The sequence below is a fragment of the Shewanella sp. c952 genome (genome assembly GCF_019654975.1).
GTDB lineage: Bacteria > Pseudomonadota > Gammaproteobacteria > Enterobacterales > Shewanellaceae > Shewanella.
Map to the genome: position 1 here is coordinate 1 of NZ_BPEW01000018.1, position 17,516 is coordinate 17,516.

Here is a 17,516-nt window from a genome sequence, read left to right on the forward strand (position 1 = left end):
AGTTCAGTTGGTTAGAATACCGGCCTGTCACGCCGGGGGTCGCGAGTTCGAGTCTCGTCCGTTCCGCCATTACAAAGACGAAAGCCTCATCGAAAGATGAGGCTTTTTTCGTTTAATTCTTCAGCAACTTTTTCGACTTAATTTCTTTTTTATTCTCTTGATAGTCAGCCATTTTCATACAGCTTTGTAAGCTGCGATGAGTGATACTTCGCAGTGGTTTTTGTATAACGGGAAAGCCTCTTGCTACATTAAGCAAGAGGCTTTCTTTATCTGAACATAAAATAGAGGTCGATTTTATTGATACAGTTGAGCATCAACTTCACTACCTGCAATAGGCCGAGGTAATATTTCAAATGATGGGTCGAACTCTATCGATGCTGCTGCAAGCTTGCTGAGTACTGATGCATCACCTTTGATACTGGCTTTACCTTCTTTTATTAACGTGTCTAATGTTGTTTGCCCAAGTAAGATCTGAGTGATATCAGTCTTATTGATATTCAAAGTCGCATCAGCTTCACGAGTGTTGTTCACAATAATATTATTGAGGTTACCGTTAGACATATCGACAAAGTGGATCTCATTGAGATCAACGACATTAACATTCAAGGTGAATGGTGTTTCAGCAGCCTTTTTAGCTACAATTTTAACCGCCATGAAATCGAGTAAATTTGTTACACTCATTTCAGATAATACGTCAGCAGAGCCTGATTTCGGTGTGCCGGGCATTGAACCTATCCGCAGCTCTTGTGCTGAGGTCAAGAAGGTGTTTCTCCAACCAGCACCCTCTGCTTGATAGCCTTGCTGCTCTAAAGAATCTGCTAATAATTTGCGTGCAGCCTTATGAGTCGGCTCAGCAATCACCACCTTGTTTAATGCCGTCGACACGAAACGGTATTCACCATTTTCAAAATCAATTTTGGCTTTTTTAACAACCGCGTCAGCGCCGCCCATGTATGCAGTGAACTTTACCGCCTCTGCATGGACTGGCAATGGGTCCAAATTTGCTGCGTTCATATCAAAGAAGCCCAAGTACATATTGTAGACGGCGCGAGCATTATGAGAGTAAGTACCGTGATAGCCATTTGTGTGCCAGCTTGTGCGGATCTGTTCGGGTAACTCATCATAAATAAAGCTACCGATATCCTGCATCGTCATACCATTATTTGCTAGACGAAGAGTTTGATTGTGCACAAAACCATAGTTATCTCGTTGCAGTGCCATAAACTGATTGATCTCTTGGTTACCCCATATTGGCGCAGAGTGAGATCCAAATAAGTACTCCACGGTGCCACCCCAAGCAGAAATCATCTCATTGATGTCTTTTGACCACTTTAACGAGTCACGTACTTTTGCGCCGCGCAGAGTATAGATATTATGCATGCCTTGATACATCATTTCTCCAGACCAAATAGCATTCATACTTGGAATGTAAGTGACCATGCCTGCAGGTGCTTCCGTACCTGCGGTATCCATGAAGACCATTTCAAGACCATCGACCTTATAGGTTTCAAATTTGTCACCGCTGTTAAAGGTGTAATCAGGAGCAACTAAGGTGACTTCGCCGTGAGAGAAGCCATTCGCCAGCGCGGCATCGACAACACCAGTAGCTGATGCCTGGCCTAAGGTTGAACCATACTGAATACCCACGCGGCGGCTCATGGCATTTCCCGCCAATACGTTCTCATCAACAGTTTCTTTAATGAAGCCTTCTGGTGCATAGATTTTTACATCGGGAAAAGCTTCGGCAATAGCGCGAGAACCACCAAAATGATCGGCATGGGAATGAGAATAGATCATTGCGACAACGTCGAGATTTTTTTCTGGTGCATTGTCTAAAAAGAAGGCCAGTGATGCTTCTGCCGCTTCTTTAGTCATTAATACATCGTAAACAATCCATCCCGATTTACCGCGAATAAAGCTCATCGAAGAAAGGTCGGTTCCACGAACTTGGTAAATACCATCTCTGACTTCATATAGCCCCGCTGCGGAAAAGTTCAGTTGCGCTTGGCGCCATAGTGAAGGGTTGACAGAGTCAGGTGATTGGTCTGCAATTTCCTGTCCTTGATGTAGGTGTGAGTACCTATCTTGCAAGGTTGCCTTTGTCGCTTTATTAAGTGGTACCAGCAAACCTCGGTCATTATTATCGAAGGCGCGTTGATCTTTGAAGTTAAGCCCTGCGGCAAAATGTTCATTTGAGCTGATGGTATGCGCTGATGCGGGTTTGCCTGAAACCGATATATCACCTGAGATCACCACATGGTCATGACCTGAATGGTCATCATGATTATGGTTTGAGGCGATTGAATTGAAAGAGATGGCCGATAAAACGGATAACGCAATGATAGATCTGTTCATAATAATACCCAATGGCTGAAGTTATTTTGAAAAGTAGCTGTCACAGAGTCAGGTTCTAAACTGTTCATGGTCATCAGAAGTGTTAAGCCAGTACTGTAAAATAAGTGTGGTTTAATTAGCTCTGTAAGCATCTACTTAATGTGTATGCCACCAATATACGCAACTCAATTCATACAATGTAGCTATGAAACTTGATATCTAATATAGCCATTGCTGATGGGAGGGTGGTTTAGAGGTTTAGAGGTTTAGAGGTTTAGAGGTTGAAAAGTTGAAAAGTTGGGTTTAAATAATGAGAGTATGCTTGAGATAACCTATCCGTTGACCATAAAGGCTAACACTCCTCTATAGGTTATTTGGGAGTAGATCCGTCAGTTTATTTCTGAGCCACTGGTGGGGCAGGGATTGCTCGTTTCTTTTATGCCATATCATTTGGTGGCGCATAGGTGAGGATTCAAAAGGGAAAGGGATGAGTTTGAGGCCAAAATTCTGTGCCTGTTCTTTAGCAATATTTTTAGTAAGTAAACCTAAACAGTTATTTTTTGATAACAGTGCCATCATCGAGAAGATAGAGTCAACTTCGCAGGACTCTTTTCTTGGTTTAAGGTTTTCTGCGGTTAAAAGATCGGCGACCGACAAACGAGAGCGCTTGAATCTTAAAATGACATGCTCTGCGGCGTAATATTCATCAGGTGATATTTGCTGTTTAAATACAGGATGGTGCTTGCGACAAGCGAGTACCATCTCTTCTTGATAAAACACCTTGGACGCAAAAGCGGTGTTATCAGCAGTACTTATATCAATGGCAAGATCTGCTTTCTGGAAATTAAGTAAGTTAAATATCTCATCATCAGTTGCTGGTGACGGAATAAACTTAATTGAGCAGTTTCCCATAGAGGTATCGTGCGCAACTCTTGATTGAAACAGGTGCATTGCGGGTTCATCGGCAATTACGGTGAATTGATGTGCTGATTGGGCGTCAAAACTGTCGATATTTTTTAGTGCGTTATTGATAAGGGTTAAGCCAACTTCAATATCGTTAGCAAGCTTTACTGCTGTCGCTGTGGGGGTTATGCCTCTGCCTTCTCGAAGAAACAGTTCAGCACCAATTTGTTCTCTGAGCCTTTTTATTGCACCACTGACTCCTGGTTGAGTCATATTCAGAGATTCAGCCGCCAAAGTGAAAGATTGAAAGCGATACACTTCTAGAAAAACATTGAGTAAATTTAAATCGACATTTGGCAGCATCGTTTACTGATTCTTGTTGCTAAGGGGAGACCTCTGTAGGTTATCCTATTTATCTTTACAGTTCCTCAAAATAAAGTTTGTTTATTATTGAGTGAATCAGAGTAAATCAAATTACCCATCGAAGTGGTTTGAGACTTTTATCTGCGCCACCTACATTGTGTAGTGGACATAGCTAAACTATGAAGGTGGCCAAAATCATCTTAACTTTAATGATTAGCCAGCGTGTAAACGAGTACTCCTTAAGGCTAAAATTGAATCTATTATTGGCGATAGGTGAAGCTCTTTTTCGGTGATGAATTCACTGAGAAAATCTTTAAATACAATACCGCCTGCCATGTGTGGATGGCCGCCACCAAAACCAAGGTTCTTAATGTTTAATTGATCCCTCACCACTTTAGCAACATCAACATACTGGCATTCTGAGCGCAGTGAGAGCTGAATGCCGCGTTGGCTGGACTGCGCGATGACCACGACATCGAGTTCATTAACCGTCAGTAAGAAATCGCCTAAAATACCGAGCATATTTTTTGGGCAATCAATCGACACAGTTGCAAGCCCGACACCTTCAGTTTGTTTAACTGACTGGCAAACGTGCTCAAATAAGTTGAGCTCAGAATAAGTAATTTCATTGCGACAGATTTTATTCACTAATGCCAAATCAGCTTGTTGATTGAACATCACAAAGGCTTTTAGATCGGCAGAACAAACGCCACGGGTCATATGTGCGGTGTCAATCTTAAGACCAACCAATAATGCGGTAGCAACATCTTTAGACATGTTAATGTTGAAAGCTTGGTAATACTCAAACAATATCGTTGCCGTTGCCCCATAGTCTTCTCTGACATCACTAAACCATAAATTATTGGGTGGGGTAACCACATGGTGGTCAATCACTGCAATCTCTTCACCCGGCATATCGGTGACATTGCGCTCACCAATACAACCATCAATGGTAATAATTTTGTCCATTGTAGTGAGTTGAGCCTTGCTGCAATGGCTCACAGGTATGTTTAGCCACTCAATCATATTAGATAACGATATACGGTCAATTTCGCCGTTATAAACAATAATTGAATCAATCCCCAACTCTTTGAGTAGCACTGACATGGCATAGGCAGAAGCAATGGCATCATGATCTGGGTAATCATGAGCTTGAATAACCACACGCTGCAAAGAAGATAACTTTTGTACAAAATTAATTAATGCCGATGTTTTCATTATATTGGTTACTTTTATTATGTTTAAGTATTTTGAGCGACTATTTAAAACCTCAAGAAATGAAGCTTGAGTACGAATTATTTAGGTGAGAGGCCATAACTAAGGCTAGCATTTTGAGTATTCTTTTTACTAGGCACACTTTATAGGCAAATAAATCATCCTTGAATCAATGATCTCCAATGAGATTGACCATGACATTATTTTACAGACAGTAACCTATTTTATTGTTGTTTTCCATCGCATTAATAAGTCGTCGCAGCTTTAGTTTATGTGCTAATAATATCAGCCGTGTGACATGAGTCGTCATTAACAAGGGGGGCTTGTTCTAACCGTTAAGATGGGGAGGGGGCGAAACCGCCCCATTAGTTATCCATTGTAATTACTATCAGACATTGGCGTATTACCAGTTAGCCGAGCGACTCAGAACTGTATATCTTATAGATCTTGGTGCTAGAATCGATATCCCAAGTTAATGGTAAAGGAATTTCTTGTTTCCCCTTTATTGTATAAACCGGTTAAGTTCAAATTTCTGCCTATTTGCTTGTTGAATCCAATGAGATAAGCCCATTGATTCAAGTCGACACCAACATCATAGGTAAAATCGCGGCCTAACGCATCGATATAGCCAAGGTTACCTGTCATTGATGACTTTAGCCCTTGGTATTCCGCACCAATGAACACTTGTGCGCGATAGTCTAAAAATTGATATCCCAACATGGGTTGAATTGTAACTATGCTGTCACCCCAACTTTCTTGGCCATTTAAGCGAGTTTTAGAGTAAGTGGCGGTAATCGATGCAAAAAACTCTTTATAACCGACAGACAGTGTTGTCCCAATGCCTGCTGAATCGTATTCAAGATGCAACGGGAGGCTAAACTCTCCTGGCGAACAGATATCAACACCTTTGCTTGCTATCGCCCTACAGGCAAGTTTGCCACCGATAGCTCCTAGCTTATCTTCAAAGATATCTTTCACTTTCCCGGTATATTGAGCATCAACAACCGCATCCACGTTAAGTTTCCCAACAAAGCCAAAGACATTCCAAAATGGTAAAATATTCATATCGGCTCTAAACGTATAGCTCTCGGCATTAACCGCTCCTATTGAGCTTGAAGGATCAAAAAAAGCATCCAGATTAGCGCCCATGATATTAAAAGTGTCAAATCCTATATCCATATTTTGGTTCCGGTATGCAACAGAGAAACCAAATGGTAGAGGAACATCTATGCCTTGCTGCCGCACCAAATCCGCCATTAATGGAAATAGTCTATCAAGATCAACTTTCTCTTCACGAATTCGGGGATCTGATACCGTAGAAAGTAAGCCTTCATCCATCACCATTACACCATGTACATCGTCGTAAAAAGCAACCGGTGTAATGGTGTTGCGATAACTGACCGTTTTTTCCCCTTGTTTGCCGCTCGCCTCAATCACTTTGTTTTTCATTACGGTTTTACCGCTTGCCAGCGTTGTAAATTCAATTTCTTGTGAGTATTGCTCAACTCTATAGCCATCAAAGTCGTAAGGTTTAGCATTGGTAATAATCATTTTTGTTGCTTTACCATTAATGAGCGTCAATTTGACACGCATAAATCTGAAGTAGGCAATGTCTTGTGGCAACCCATATTTTGAATAGTTGAAACTTATTTCTAACTGTTGTGAAGAAACGTCATTGATAATAACTGAAGACTTGTCATAACTATCCAAGTAGTCTTTTAGGCGATATTCAACTTTTGTTAATTTCTCGATGCTTCCAATAACATCTTCTTTAGCGTCTAAGTTATTTTCGTTATACTTTATTCTAAGGTCAATATTGCCGCGACTATCAGTGCTTTGAACTAAGAATACTGATGAGTCTGTCACTTCGTCACCGATCTGTAGCCGACGTTGAACATGCTCCACCAATTGGTCTCCATGAGAAAGAGAGCTTAAGCCGAGTTGCAACACTTCTTCAGAAATCCCATATTGCTCGAAAGTACTGTGTAGAACATTATCTAGCGGGGATTTTTCTGTGTTGAAATCAGTCGCAGAGACAATACTTGTAAAGGTTAAAGCGACTGTAAATACGAGGTTTTTCAGCCTGACTTTTTTGCCCACCATTTCTGCGTAAGTATCGAGCATTACTGTTACCTTTCTCGTTGGCCAGTCAATGGCACATTAATATCTGAAACGGGTAGAAAATACTGCTTCTGTCAGCAAGTGATTTCTAATATTCGTCGAAAGAATTAAGTGAGGTCATTAGCCACTACTTTTCAACAAGGGAATTCTATCCGTTGAGGTAAAAATGCAATAATCGGTTGTGAAGGATGAAACCCTTCAATAGCTTCATGCGTTTGAATCTAACAATGAGCACGTTAAATTCTTATCAAAGCTGTTCTATAGGCAGTGCATAGAGATATCAGGGGAGGTGAACTAACCTCAATCGATAAGATTTCTGTTGGAAGGTAGGTTTGCATAAGAGGATTGACAGTGAATACAGTCAAACTAAGTCGAGTGTGTTCAGCTTATATAGGAATATAAGCAGCGTATTTATAGGCTTACGCTGCTCGTTATCTAAGTGGGCGTTTAAAAACGCTAGAATGCTTATATTTCTCAGCGATGAAATAAGCGTGTGTAAAAGCCTGCAATAGCCAAAACCATCAGCATGATTATCAACATCAGTATCGGCATAATAATATCAAATTTAGGTGTCGCATAGAGTGCATTCATCGTCATTAATACCATCATGATCCCTCCTATCATTCTAGTCATCGCATCTGATGGTTTATTAAATACAGCGTAGATCAAAAAAGTGTTTACCATATAGAAGGCGATAAGCTGCCAAAGTTCAGTGATTGATGGGAGAACAAAGCAGTACTGGACTAGGAAAATACCTCCCCACGAAATGACGGAATATTTAGCCTGCCTAATAATACGATCAGGCATCAACCTAGTGGCATTGGCAATAACAGCGCCAAGCATTGGGAATATGAAGCTGCCAGGAATTGCAAAGTAGATCCATAGGCCAAAGCAGGTTGAGGAGGTCGCTACGGCGGAGGCTACTCTTTCTAATCTGCGCTTTAGCAGGCTTTTTGTAACAATAAAGCTGGATTTACTTTCTGTGCTGTAAATACTCTTCTTCCAATAGTTTATTAGTGCAACAGTATCGTTTTTGTTACCTTCAAATGCCTGCTCAAGTAATGCTATTTCCTGTTTTAAATCAATTAAATGTTGCTCAACATTTGTTCTGTTTATGTCTTGCTCTATATCTTCAACTATTAGGTTTATATGCGCTTGTATGCCAAAGCATGCATTGATAACCGCTTGCCATTTGTTTTTTTGATGCTTTAAACGATAGCTACTGGTCAAAGGCAAGTTAAGTAGTTCTTGTAGTTGATTAATAGTCGATTGATTATCGAATTGCTGTGACTCTGTCTCTAAGAATTGGTTGTTTGCGAACGTCCGCTCAATACTCGTTTGTGCTATGTGAAACTGTCGAGTGGTCGTCTTTAACGTTTCAAAGAAGCGTGACTCAGTTGTGACGGGCCAAATGAGCTTAAAGACTGCTGAATATGCTAATACTCCGAGTATGGTTTCTTGGGCGCGCAAAATGGCGTAGTTGAATGATACTTCTCCATTGCCTCTGCCCATCATTGCAATGATGGCAAATACAGTGAATGCCATGGTAAAGGCATAGCCATACTTCTTATTGTCGGCGAAGAAAACACAAACGGCTAAAAATAACGTGAAAAAGCATATGAATAGAAAAGGGTCTTGCGGAAAAAGACTAATCATTAAAAATGCGTAGCCAATCCCGGTTAGAGTTCCAACTAACAGTAGGTTAGCGCGCTGTATACCATGGCCAAATGTTTCGCTCATTGATACCGCGATAACCGTGATTGCAGCCCAATAGGGTTTCTCCCATTGAAAAAACAATGCTAAGGCAATTGCAATACTAATGGATAACGTGACTTTAATTGCCTCTTTTAATGTGGGACTGAGCATAGGGACCTCAATGTATAACAAAACTAATGCTTTATGATTTTGACCGATGCAGTCATACCAGCTCGTAGTTGAAGGCCTTTAGGTAGCTGATTGAGCTTGATCTTTACAGGGATCCGTTGAGCAAGTCTTATCCATTGAAAGCTTGGATTTACATTAGGGAGCAGAGAGTTGCCTGTACTTCCATCGGTCTTAGATATACCGTAACCAATGCTCTGAACTTCACCTGTTAGCATTTCACTGTCGTGCATTAACAAGGTTACTTGAGCCTTGTTGTGAGGAGCTACATCATTTAAGTCCGTTTCCTTAAAAAAGCCTTCAATCCAAAAGCTGGTCTCATCAATTAATGCAACGACAGGATTATTAGCGATCACTTGAGAGCCAACTCGGTAACTTAAATTAGTAATATAGCCATCTGTTGGTGCGATAATCTGGGTGTAGTCAAGGTTTAATTCAGCTTCCTCAACTTGAGCTTTGGCGAGCAACAAGTTTGCTTCTGCTGTTTCTATGGCATTTTGTAAGTTATTAAGTGTTAACTCCGACTGTGCTCCTGGAGTTAACTTCTCTAGATTAATCGCGCGGTAATCTTCATTTTTAGCTTTCTTTAGTAGAGCCGCAGCTTGCTTTTCGCTGGCAATCGCTTTACTCAAGCTAGTCTGGTAGATACTAGGGTCAATAGTAAATAGCAGTTGTCCTTTTCTAACATGTTCATTATCTTCAACAGACATTCTAACTATCTGCCCAGTTACTCTCGGCGTAATTTGAATAACATGGGCACGTACTTGGCCATCTCGTGTCCAAGGGTTTTCTGTATACGTATGGTATTGCGAATAGATGATGCTAGCGGCTATAGCGACGATGAACAATGTAATTGAGATACGTTTAAACATGGTAATACCTATCTAAAAAATATAAACAAACTGACTGAGAACACCAATAAAGATGATCATAAAGGCAAACTCTACTACTGCCGGACATACAACATATTTATACCAGCCTAGTTTGGTCGCAATTGAGGTAAATAGAGCGGCTAGAAAGTAAGCTGTTATACCGACAAGCAATAATGGTGGGAAATAGACATCACTCAATGCTATTTCATGTGGCATTATGTTCATTCGTAAGCCTTAAAGGGTAAATTAAGAGCTGCTTTCAGCATCTTATTGGGTAGGGTTAATAATAATGGGTTTAATATTTACTGGTTAATCGCTTATGATGGATCAGACCCTACATAAAAACATAAGTGAAATAACGGTAAGCTTTAGGGCAGAGACTAGATATTGACCACTTTTATTGGTCATCCACATTTTAAATGGAGTTTGGCTATGAGTTTCAGCTTAGAACAATTACTTGCTTTTGTGACCGTTTATGAACAGAAAGCCTTCAGTAAAGCGGCTGTTAAGTTGAACAAACACCGAACTACCATTGGTCAAGTTATTACTAATCTAGAAGATCAGCTCGCGATTACATTATTCGAAAGAGTTGGACGCACAGTAGAGCCCACTGAAGATGCGACTCTTCTCTACCATTATGCGAAACAAGCTATTGAGCAAACTAGGACCTTTGACAGGGTTGCATTAAGTTTATCTTTTGGCGAATTAGAATCTGTCACTATCGCTTATTCAAGCTTTATTCCTCAGCAACTTTTAACTTCGATACGTAGCAGGTTAAACAGTGATTTCCCCTCAATGAGGGTTAATTTATTAGTAAGATCGAAGTCTGAGATTAAGCAAGGTATTCAAGATGGTGCTATTCACTTTGGTATGGTAAACATATTTGAAAGTAAACTGATCAACAGTATCGATTCAGTATTAATGCGAAATATGCCTTTTGTACCTTTTACTTCTATCGATAGTACGTTAGCACAATTACCGTCAGACCAAACTTTCAACAAAATGAAATCAACTCGACAATTTGTACTCAAATCAATGCTAGACGATGATATGTCCGGGAAAGTGATTCTCTCGTCAAATTATGAAGTGCTTGATCAACAAACGCTCATTATTAGAATGGTCCAGGAAGGATTAGGTTGGGCTTTATTACCGCGCAGTACCTTGCGAGCAGAGTACTATTCTGAAAATATTGTACAAATAAAAGCGGACCAGATAAAGGAGGCCGTTAATGTTCCTGTTTCGCTTTGGTGTCCACACTCTAAACAGGTTGGGCCGGTTAAACAATCAATAGTTCAATGTATTACAGATTATATCGAAGCAGCTACATCTGGATTGAGAGGCTAACATTGTTAATACCTTATGCATATAGCCTTTGCTGATGATGGAAGTCATCGCTGTATCAACAGCTGTTTTATAGTCTAAACCTTTTCGAAACAGGATTATCCGACCTTCGTCGCTTAGAGTGAGGACTGGATCCTGCATATGCGATTACCTTCTCTTTGACATTTTGCATAGACTTACTCACTAAGATACTGGTTTGTAATTTTTACTCCAGATATTGATATGGAAAACATAAACGAGTCACAAGCTTACCGTCGCTCGTTTAATTCTAACTGCATGTGGCTTTTAGCTGAGCATGTGTAAACCATAAAAGTGATTAAGCTATGGATACATTGCAATACATATTAAATACATCACCGTATTTTCCTGTTTTAGTAACCTTGGTGCTCGGATTAATAGTTGGAAAACTAACCATAGGCCGTTTTTGCCTCGGCAGCACACTCGGTATACTGACCATCGCTGTCATTGTCGGTCAAGTTGGCGTCAAAGTAGATCCTGACTTGAGATGGATTTTTTTTGGTGTATTTATGTATGTCGTTGGATATCAAGGCTATTATCAACTTGTTGGTGTTATTAAAGATCATAAAAAATCGATAATAATTGCAAGTATATTGATGAGCTTTGTTCCGCTAATAGTTGTTGCGGTAGCAAGTCAATTATTTGATATCAATATATACAAGGCAATTGGTATTGCAGCTGGTAGTTTTATTCATCCTGAAATCATCCCGGTTGCGACTGAGACTATTCAACAATTAGTGGGGTTAAGCAATCAGACAAAAGAAATTGCTATAAATGAGCTTTATATTGGGTACGCATTAACGGTTATTTTGGGTATAGCAGGAACAGTTATTATTCTGAAATGGTTATTTCCCATAATGGTGAAGCGGAGCAACACTGATAACTATATAAATCTACAGCGGGACTTATTTTTTAGTGAGCCCAACAAAGGAAACTGTGTCAACACTGTGGGTAATGTTGTGCGACGTTCTTTTCAAGTAAATGTTCATAGTACGGTAATAGGAAAGACAATTAAGCAACTTAATGCTCCCTCTGTCGATGTTACTTTTGAATTAGAATCGAATGATAAAGATGAGTTCAGTCTTATTACGACGGGTGACATCATAACTATTACAGGTAGAAGTAATACTCTATATTATTTCGATGATAACATATTGGGAAATGAATTACCGTTAGATGATAATCAGTGTGCTATCGAAGAACATACGATGGTAATGGTAAGTTCTACCCCTTTTGTCGGGAGTAAATTGCAAAGCGTTAAATGTAAGATTAATGAGAATACATTCCGTGAAGTTTGTGTTACTCAAGTAATAAGAGCTAGGGAAGAGATGGTTCTTACACCGGAACTGGTGTTGAAGAAAAATGACGTTATCCAACTTATAGGGCATGGCGTTGATATTAAATTGGCTGGAAGTTACTTTAAAACGTCTGCTGAAGATGTTTGGCATCATCAGTTGTTATTTGGTTTTGGGTTAGTCATAGCTTATTTAATTAGCCTTTGGCATATTAGCCTTGGTAGTCTAAACCTTTATTTTAGTTTAGGGATAACGAGTTTAATTTCAGGCGCTGTTATTGGTTATTCCTGTAATAAAAATATTCCACTAGCTTTGATGCCGAAAGAAATTTCAAATCATATCCGTAGGCTTTCCTTAGGTGGATTTATTGCAATCTCTGGTCTTTATTTTGGACCTATCACGATTAACGCAATCAGTGATGTTGGCGTTAATGTGTTTTTTATAGGTTGTGGTATTGTTGCCTTGTCCCAACTGGTTTATTTTGCTATTTGTTACTCTCTCTTTATGCGTAGCTCTTCAGCGGCAAGTGCAAGTTACGCCCGCAAAACTCCTGGTGCTGGTAGTGGTTTTTCAGACCCATATAGTCAATATTTGAATCGTTCAGTGATGCTGTCATTTTCAATATCTTATGTATCTTCGAGTATGTTAATGCTCATTTTAGTTTCATCAGCACTAAACCTGATATCAAGATAATTGAAACTTTGATCTGATGAAATAAATAATACCTTTTTATCAAGCTGATCGATGTATCACATTGATCACCGAGGGACTGTGTCAGATATTTATGGTCAAGGGGCTTATCATCCACTTAGTATTCTATAAGTCAGTATCCTTTGAGTTTGTGCCATGCAATTCACTTTTTGATATTGCTGATTTTTGGTGGCGTAGCGACTAAGTCAATCTTTGACTCTGTATGATCTAAGTTCACAATCTGCTCGATGCTACAGTTGTAAGCCTTGCTACAGTTGTAAGCCTTGCTACAGACTATTTTCATGAATTTCGCATCTTTTCTCAATTGAGGGCGTCTTACTAATATCATTTATTATTAGGGAGCTCTGATGAGCATACCATTCATCTTATTGAGCATATTTTTTTTAGGATTTTATGCACTTTTAGCGAAACTTAAAAAACAGAAGAAAACTTTCAATTTTAGAGTATTGAGCGCATTGATTGCTGGTCTACTATTTGGAGGGCTCATCCAAGCTATATTTGGTGTTAATAATTTGGCGACAGTTGGCTTTACTGAACTGTTGTCGATATTTGGCAATGGTTATATCAAGCTACTTCAACTCATTGTTATACCGTTGATTTTAGTCGCTATGATCTCCTCTATTATGAATGTAGAGGGGAATGGGTCATTATCGAAAATAGCCCCAAAAATTATCGGCATACTTATCGCCACGGTTGCTGTTTCAGCTGCAATCGGTGTTGCCAGTGTTTACCTTTTTGGTATTGATGCTAATGCCTTGGTTAGCATTGTTGGAAGCAACAGTGCAATTGAAACTCGTGGGGATTCCTTACTTGCCACTCAAGATGCATTAACAAGTGCAGGTCTATCCGGTTTGGTATTGTCTATTATTCCAACCAATGTGTTTGAGATGCTAACGGGATCAGAGCGCACTTCAACTCTTTCAACTGTCTTGTTTGGTATGTTTCTGGGTTACAGCATTTTACAAATTAAGAAGCGAAAACCGGAGAAGGTGGCGAGTTTTGTAGCCTTTATTAATGCCTCTAAAGAGGTTGTGCTGTCCATGGTTCGTGAGATCCTAAAGCTCACTCCCTATGGTGTATTCGCTTTAATGACCTCATTCATGATGACTAATGATTTGTTCGCTTTGGCCGAAATGGGACGTTTTTTAGCTGCAAGTTATGCAGCAATAGGCGCGATGTTTTTGATTCACTTTACCCTTGTGTTGGTATTTGGTTTATCGCCAATCGCTTTCATCAAAAAAACATGGCCAGTATTAGTATTTGGTTTTGGATCTCGTTCAAGTATGGCAGCCATTCCACTCAATGTTGAAACACAAACTCAGCGCTTGGGTGTCGATGAAGAAACCGCAAATATGTCGGCTACTTTTGGTACCAGTATTGGTCAAAACGGTTGTGCCGGTATCTATCCAGCGATGCTTGCTGTTATGGCTGCGCAGGTGATGGGGATCCCGATTGACTTGAGCTTTATTTTGCAACTTATAACCGTAATAGCCATTACTTCATTTGGTATAGCGGGCGTCGGTGGCGGTGCAACCTTTGCTGCCGTAGCGGTACTGACCATTATGGGGTTAGATATTACGATTGTGGCGATTCTCGTTTCAATTGAAGCATTGATCGATATGGCCCGTACAGCCCTTAACATTTCAGGCTCTATGCTTTCTGGTGTTGTCACATCAAAGGCAAATGGTTCGTTAGATACTGAGCGATTTAACTCTAACAACCTGACCACCAAAGACAGTGAACTAACAGTTTAAATTGTCGATAGTGCGAATTTATTTAGGTTTAACATTACCGTATAAGAAGGACACCTTTAGTGTGTGCTCTTCTATGCTGAGTTTAGGAAGTAGAAAATGAAAGTAGTTGTTATTGGTGGAAATGCTGCGGGTATGAGCTTTGCCGCAAAATACAAAAGAAATAAACCTTCCGATGATGTTGTGGTTATAGAAAAGCGAGATCATATCTCTTTTGGTGCATGTGGGTTGCCATACTTTGTGGCTGGTATGTTTGATGATACAGAGCGAATGATATCTCGCACGCCTGAACAGGCTATAGCGTCTGGTTTAGATGTTCATGTAAATACAGAGATGTTGTCGGTAAATCGAGTTAAAAAGCAGATCCTTGTTCGAAAGCAAAACAGTGAGCAGGTGTTGGATTACGATATGTTGATCATTGCTACGGGAGCTCGTCCTGTGATACCAGATTTTGGCGAATATCGTTCTGAGTTTGTTTATACATTGACTAGTCAAGCAGATGGATTAGCCGTAAAAAAGGCGCTAGGTGACAACAACAAACAACGCATTGCTGTCATCGGCGGTGGGTTTATTGGGCTAGAAGTGTTTGATGCTGCTCATGGACTTGGCAAACATGTCACCATTATCGAGCGTGAAGAGCACATTATGAGCCAGCAGTTTAGCCCTGACATGATCAAGGTTGTTGAAGAGGCCATTCGTGATTCAGGGGCTGATTTAAAAACGAATACCAGTGTGTTGGCTATCCGCGATTCAGAACAGGATGGCTACATTATTGATACGGATCGTGGCCAAGTGGACGCAGATATAGTGATTCTTGCCCTTGGATTCATACCTAATACTGAATTGTTCGACCTCCCCAAAGCGGCTAACGGTGCATTATTGGCAGATGAATTTGGCATGACTGAAGATCCTCATATCTATGCCGTGGGCGACTGTGCTGTCGTTCATCACTTAACCCTCGAACATTCTGTCTATATTCCTTTAGCGACAACGGCAAATAAGCAAGCACGTATGATGGCAGACAAGCTAGCTGGAAAAGAGACGCATATGTTGGGTTTTCTGGGTTCCTCTTCTTTAAAAGTGCTTGATTACGAATTGGCGAGAACGGGTATTTCAGAGCGCATGGCCAATATGTACAACATGGATGTCAGTGTTTCTACCATCGTTGATAAAAATCAAACCGATTACTATCCAGGACAAGAGGATATAGCATTAAAGCTGATCTATCAGCCAGAGAGTCATGAGTTACTGGGCGGTGAAATCATTGGTAAGAAAGGTGCTGTGAACCGCATTAATGCCTTAGCCGTGGCGATTAGCGCTAAGTTAACAACTGAGCAACTTGGTTATGTAGATTTTGCATACGCACCACCATTTTCACGCACATGGGATGCGCTGAACGTCGCTGGTAATGTGGCTAAGTAATCGTTGATAGAAGATGACTGCTTTAAAACAAGCCTGTGCTTTTTAAACAGTCAATCTATTCAGATATTGTTTCATAAGGAGAGGGTCTATTACGGTCCATTTTTACAGGCAAAGAGTGCGGATAAAGTTAAGTCACCAATATTTATTGTTTGCGTCTATTTATTCTTACAGCCGTCTTATTACAGTCAATCAATTACAATGAGAGTAAACCATGGTACAAAATATCACTAAAGGCATTAAGACGTTGACAGAACAAGCTCGTAAAACTGTCGAAGAGATCTCTATTGAACAAGCTAAAACATTTCACATTGATGAGCGATATGTCTTTATTGATGTTCGTGAAGCGGAAGAAATAACTAAGCTAGGCATGATCCCCGACGCTTTTACGTGCCCCAGAGGAATGTTGGAGTTCCTAATTGATCCAGAATGCCCTGCGCATAATAAGGTGTTTGCACAAAATAAAATATTTATCTTCTATTGTGCTCATGGACTACGTTCACTCTATGCAGCTAAACAAGCTGCGGATATGGGGTTAAGGTCGGTGAAGAATCTCGAGGGTGGTTTTGCCGCTTGGAAAGCAAGTGCAGGAGATATACAAATTAATCACGAGGGTCAATAGATTTTTAATCAGTTGAATGTGTCTTTGCCACTTTAAATTTGTTAATATTTCCATTATTGTCGAAATGATGGGCCTACATCGTAAATTTAGGAAATTTTATGCTAACGGAGTGGTTAACACACAAAGACCAACTAAGAAGTTACATTGTGAAAAAAACGGGTGATCGAGACTTAGCTGACGACATTTTGCAAGAGGTATACATCAAAGCAAGTCAGAAAATTAAACAGCTAGAGGCCAAAGATAAACTTAAAAATTGGCTTTATCGTATTACTCATAACACAATTATGGATTTTTACCGGACACATCAAAATCATGAAGAGCTGGTTGATAACCAATTCGTCGAGGAGCTACCTGCAGAGGTTGTCAATTTGCAAAAAATGGGTCAATGCTTACGCCCGATGTTTGACTGTTTACCCGAAAAATATCGCCAAGCCATGATCCTTTCAGAGCTCGATGGGTTATCTCAACAGGCAGTGGCAGACCAATTAGGTTTGTCACTATCTGGGGCTAAAAGTCGAATTCAGCGTGGTCGAGTCAAGCTGAAAGATATTCTCACCGACTGTTGTAACATCGAAACTGGGCGTGAAGGCATTATTGACTTTCACCCGAAACATAAATGTACAGGGTTCGCCAAAAAAAGTGGTGTGGATTAACTCTTTTTCGAGAGCTT

At 40.2% G+C, this 17,516-nt stretch carries 13 protein-coding genes; 6 read left to right on the forward strand and 7 right to left on the reverse strand.

The window, feature by feature from the left end:
• Window positions 1–294 precede the first annotated feature (294 nt).
• The 7 genes from K5R16_RS12875 to K5R16_RS12905 all read right to left on the reverse strand — a co-directional run bounded on the left by K5R16_RS12875 (window position 295) and on the right by K5R16_RS12905 (window position 9,914).
• On the reverse strand, window positions 295–2,355 hold the full coding sequence (locus tag K5R16_RS12875) for an alkyl/aryl-sulfatase (protein WP_220737968.1): 2,061 nt from the start codon (window positions 2,353–2,355) through the stop codon (window positions 295–297).
• 342 nt (window positions 2,356–2,697) lie between these two features.
• Window positions 2,698–3,600 carry a LysR family transcriptional regulator gene (locus tag K5R16_RS12880; protein ID WP_220737969.1) on the reverse strand — a complete coding sequence of 301 codons (903 nt, stop codon included), beginning with the start codon at window positions 3,598–3,600 and terminating at the stop codon, window positions 2,698–2,700.
• A gap of 213 nt (window positions 3,601–3,813) precedes the next feature.
• On the reverse strand, window positions 3,814–4,818 hold the full coding sequence (locus K5R16_RS12885; RefSeq protein ID WP_220737970.1) for a bifunctional oligoribonuclease/PAP phosphatase NrnA: 1,005 nt from the start codon (window positions 4,816–4,818) through the stop codon (window positions 3,814–3,816).
• Window positions 4,819–5,268: 450 nt separating this feature from the next.
• The gene (locus K5R16_RS12890) at window positions 5,269–6,939 is read right to left on the reverse strand and encodes a hypothetical protein (RefSeq protein WP_220737971.1); all 1,671 of its coding nucleotides are present in this window, start codon (window positions 6,937–6,939) and stop codon (window positions 5,269–5,271) included.
• 471 nt (window positions 6,940–7,410) lie between these two features.
• Window positions 7,411–8,802, reverse strand: a complete 1,392-nt coding sequence (locus K5R16_RS12895) for an FUSC family protein (RefSeq protein ID WP_220737972.1) — start codon at window positions 8,800–8,802, stop codon at window positions 7,411–7,413.
• A gap of 23 nt (window positions 8,803–8,825) precedes the next feature.
• Entirely contained in the window at window positions 8,826–9,689 is an 864-nt protein-coding gene (locus tag K5R16_RS12900) for an HlyD family secretion protein (protein ID WP_220737973.1), read from the reverse strand.
• Window positions 9,690–9,701: 12 nt separating this feature from the next.
• Complete coding sequence (locus tag K5R16_RS12905) at window positions 9,702–9,914, reverse strand: DUF1656 domain-containing protein (protein ID WP_220737974.1); 213 nt, start codon at window positions 9,912–9,914, stop codon at window positions 9,702–9,704.
• Between the two features lie 207 nt (window positions 9,915–10,121).
• Here K5R16_RS12905 and K5R16_RS12910 point away from each other — a divergent pair, with 207 nt between their 5' ends.
• From K5R16_RS12910 to sigZ, 6 genes are all read left to right on the forward strand, one after another.
• Complete coding sequence (locus K5R16_RS12910) at window positions 10,122–11,033, forward strand: LysR family transcriptional regulator (RefSeq protein WP_220737975.1); 912 nt, start codon at window positions 10,122–10,124, stop codon at window positions 11,031–11,033.
• A gap of 320 nt (window positions 11,034–11,353) precedes the next feature.
• The gene (locus K5R16_RS12915; protein WP_220737976.1) at window positions 11,354–13,036 is read left to right on the forward strand and encodes a hypothetical protein; all 1,683 of its coding nucleotides are present in this window, start codon (window positions 11,354–11,356) and stop codon (window positions 13,034–13,036) included.
• A gap of 365 nt (window positions 13,037–13,401) precedes the next feature.
• Window positions 13,402–14,808: a cation:dicarboxylate symporter family transporter gene (locus K5R16_RS12920; protein ID WP_220737977.1), complete on the forward strand. Its 1,407-nt coding sequence runs from the start codon at window positions 13,402–13,404 to the stop codon at window positions 14,806–14,808.
• 96 nt (window positions 14,809–14,904) lie between these two features.
• Complete coding sequence (locus K5R16_RS12925; RefSeq protein WP_220737978.1) at window positions 14,905–16,227, forward strand: CoA-disulfide reductase; 1,323 nt, start codon at window positions 14,905–14,907, stop codon at window positions 16,225–16,227.
• Window positions 16,228–16,438: 211 nt separating this feature from the next.
• Window positions 16,439–16,846: a rhodanese-like domain-containing protein gene (locus K5R16_RS12930; RefSeq protein ID WP_220737979.1), complete on the forward strand. Its 408-nt coding sequence runs from the start codon at window positions 16,439–16,441 to the stop codon at window positions 16,844–16,846.
• Window positions 16,847–16,944: 98 nt separating this feature from the next.
• Window positions 16,945–17,499 carry an RNA polymerase sigma factor SigZ gene (gene sigZ / locus K5R16_RS12935; protein WP_220737980.1) on the forward strand — a complete coding sequence of 185 codons (555 nt, stop codon included), beginning with the start codon at window positions 16,945–16,947 and terminating at the stop codon, window positions 17,497–17,499.
• The last annotated feature ends 17 nt before the right edge of the window (window positions 17,500–17,516 follow it).

Coding starts and splice junctions, on each gene's coding strand:
- K5R16_RS12915 (WP_220737976.1), top strand. CDS start 11,354: ATGGATACATTGCAATACATATTAAATACATCACCGTATTTTCCTGTT.
- K5R16_RS12920 (WP_220737977.1), top strand. CDS start 13,402: ATGAGCATACCATTCATCTTATTGAGCATATTTTTTTTAGGATTTTAT.
- K5R16_RS12875 (WP_220737968.1), bottom strand. CDS start 2,355: ATGAACAGATCTATCATTGCGTTATCCGTTTTATCGGCCATCTCTTTC.
- K5R16_RS12905 (WP_220737974.1), bottom strand. CDS start 9,914: ATGAACATAATGCCACATGAAATAGCATTGAGTGATGTCTATTTCCCA.
- K5R16_RS12890 (WP_220737971.1), bottom strand. CDS start 6,939: ATGCTCGATACTTACGCAGAAATGGTGGGCAAAAAAGTCAGGCTGAAA.
- K5R16_RS12885 (WP_220737970.1), bottom strand. CDS start 4,818: ATGAAAACATCGGCATTAATTAATTTTGTACAAAAGTTATCTTCTTTG.
- K5R16_RS12895 (WP_220737972.1), bottom strand. CDS start 8,802: ATGCTCAGTCCCACATTAAAAGAGGCAATTAAAGTCACGTTATCCATT.
- K5R16_RS12910 (WP_220737975.1), top strand. CDS start 10,122: ATGAGTTTCAGCTTAGAACAATTACTTGCTTTTGTGACCGTTTATGAA.
- K5R16_RS12900 (WP_220737973.1), bottom strand. CDS start 9,689: ATGTTTAAACGTATCTCAATTACATTGTTCATCGTCGCTATAGCCGCT.
- K5R16_RS12930 (WP_220737979.1), top strand. CDS start 16,439: ATGGTACAAAATATCACTAAAGGCATTAAGACGTTGACAGAACAAGCT.
- sigZ (WP_220737980.1), top strand. CDS start 16,945: ATGCTAACGGAGTGGTTAACACACAAAGACCAACTAAGAAGTTACATT.
- K5R16_RS12880 (WP_220737969.1), bottom strand. CDS start 3,600: ATGCTGCCAAATGTCGATTTAAATTTACTCAATGTTTTTCTAGAAGTG.
- K5R16_RS12925 (WP_220737978.1), top strand. CDS start 14,905: ATGAAAGTAGTTGTTATTGGTGGAAATGCTGCGGGTATGAGCTTTGCC.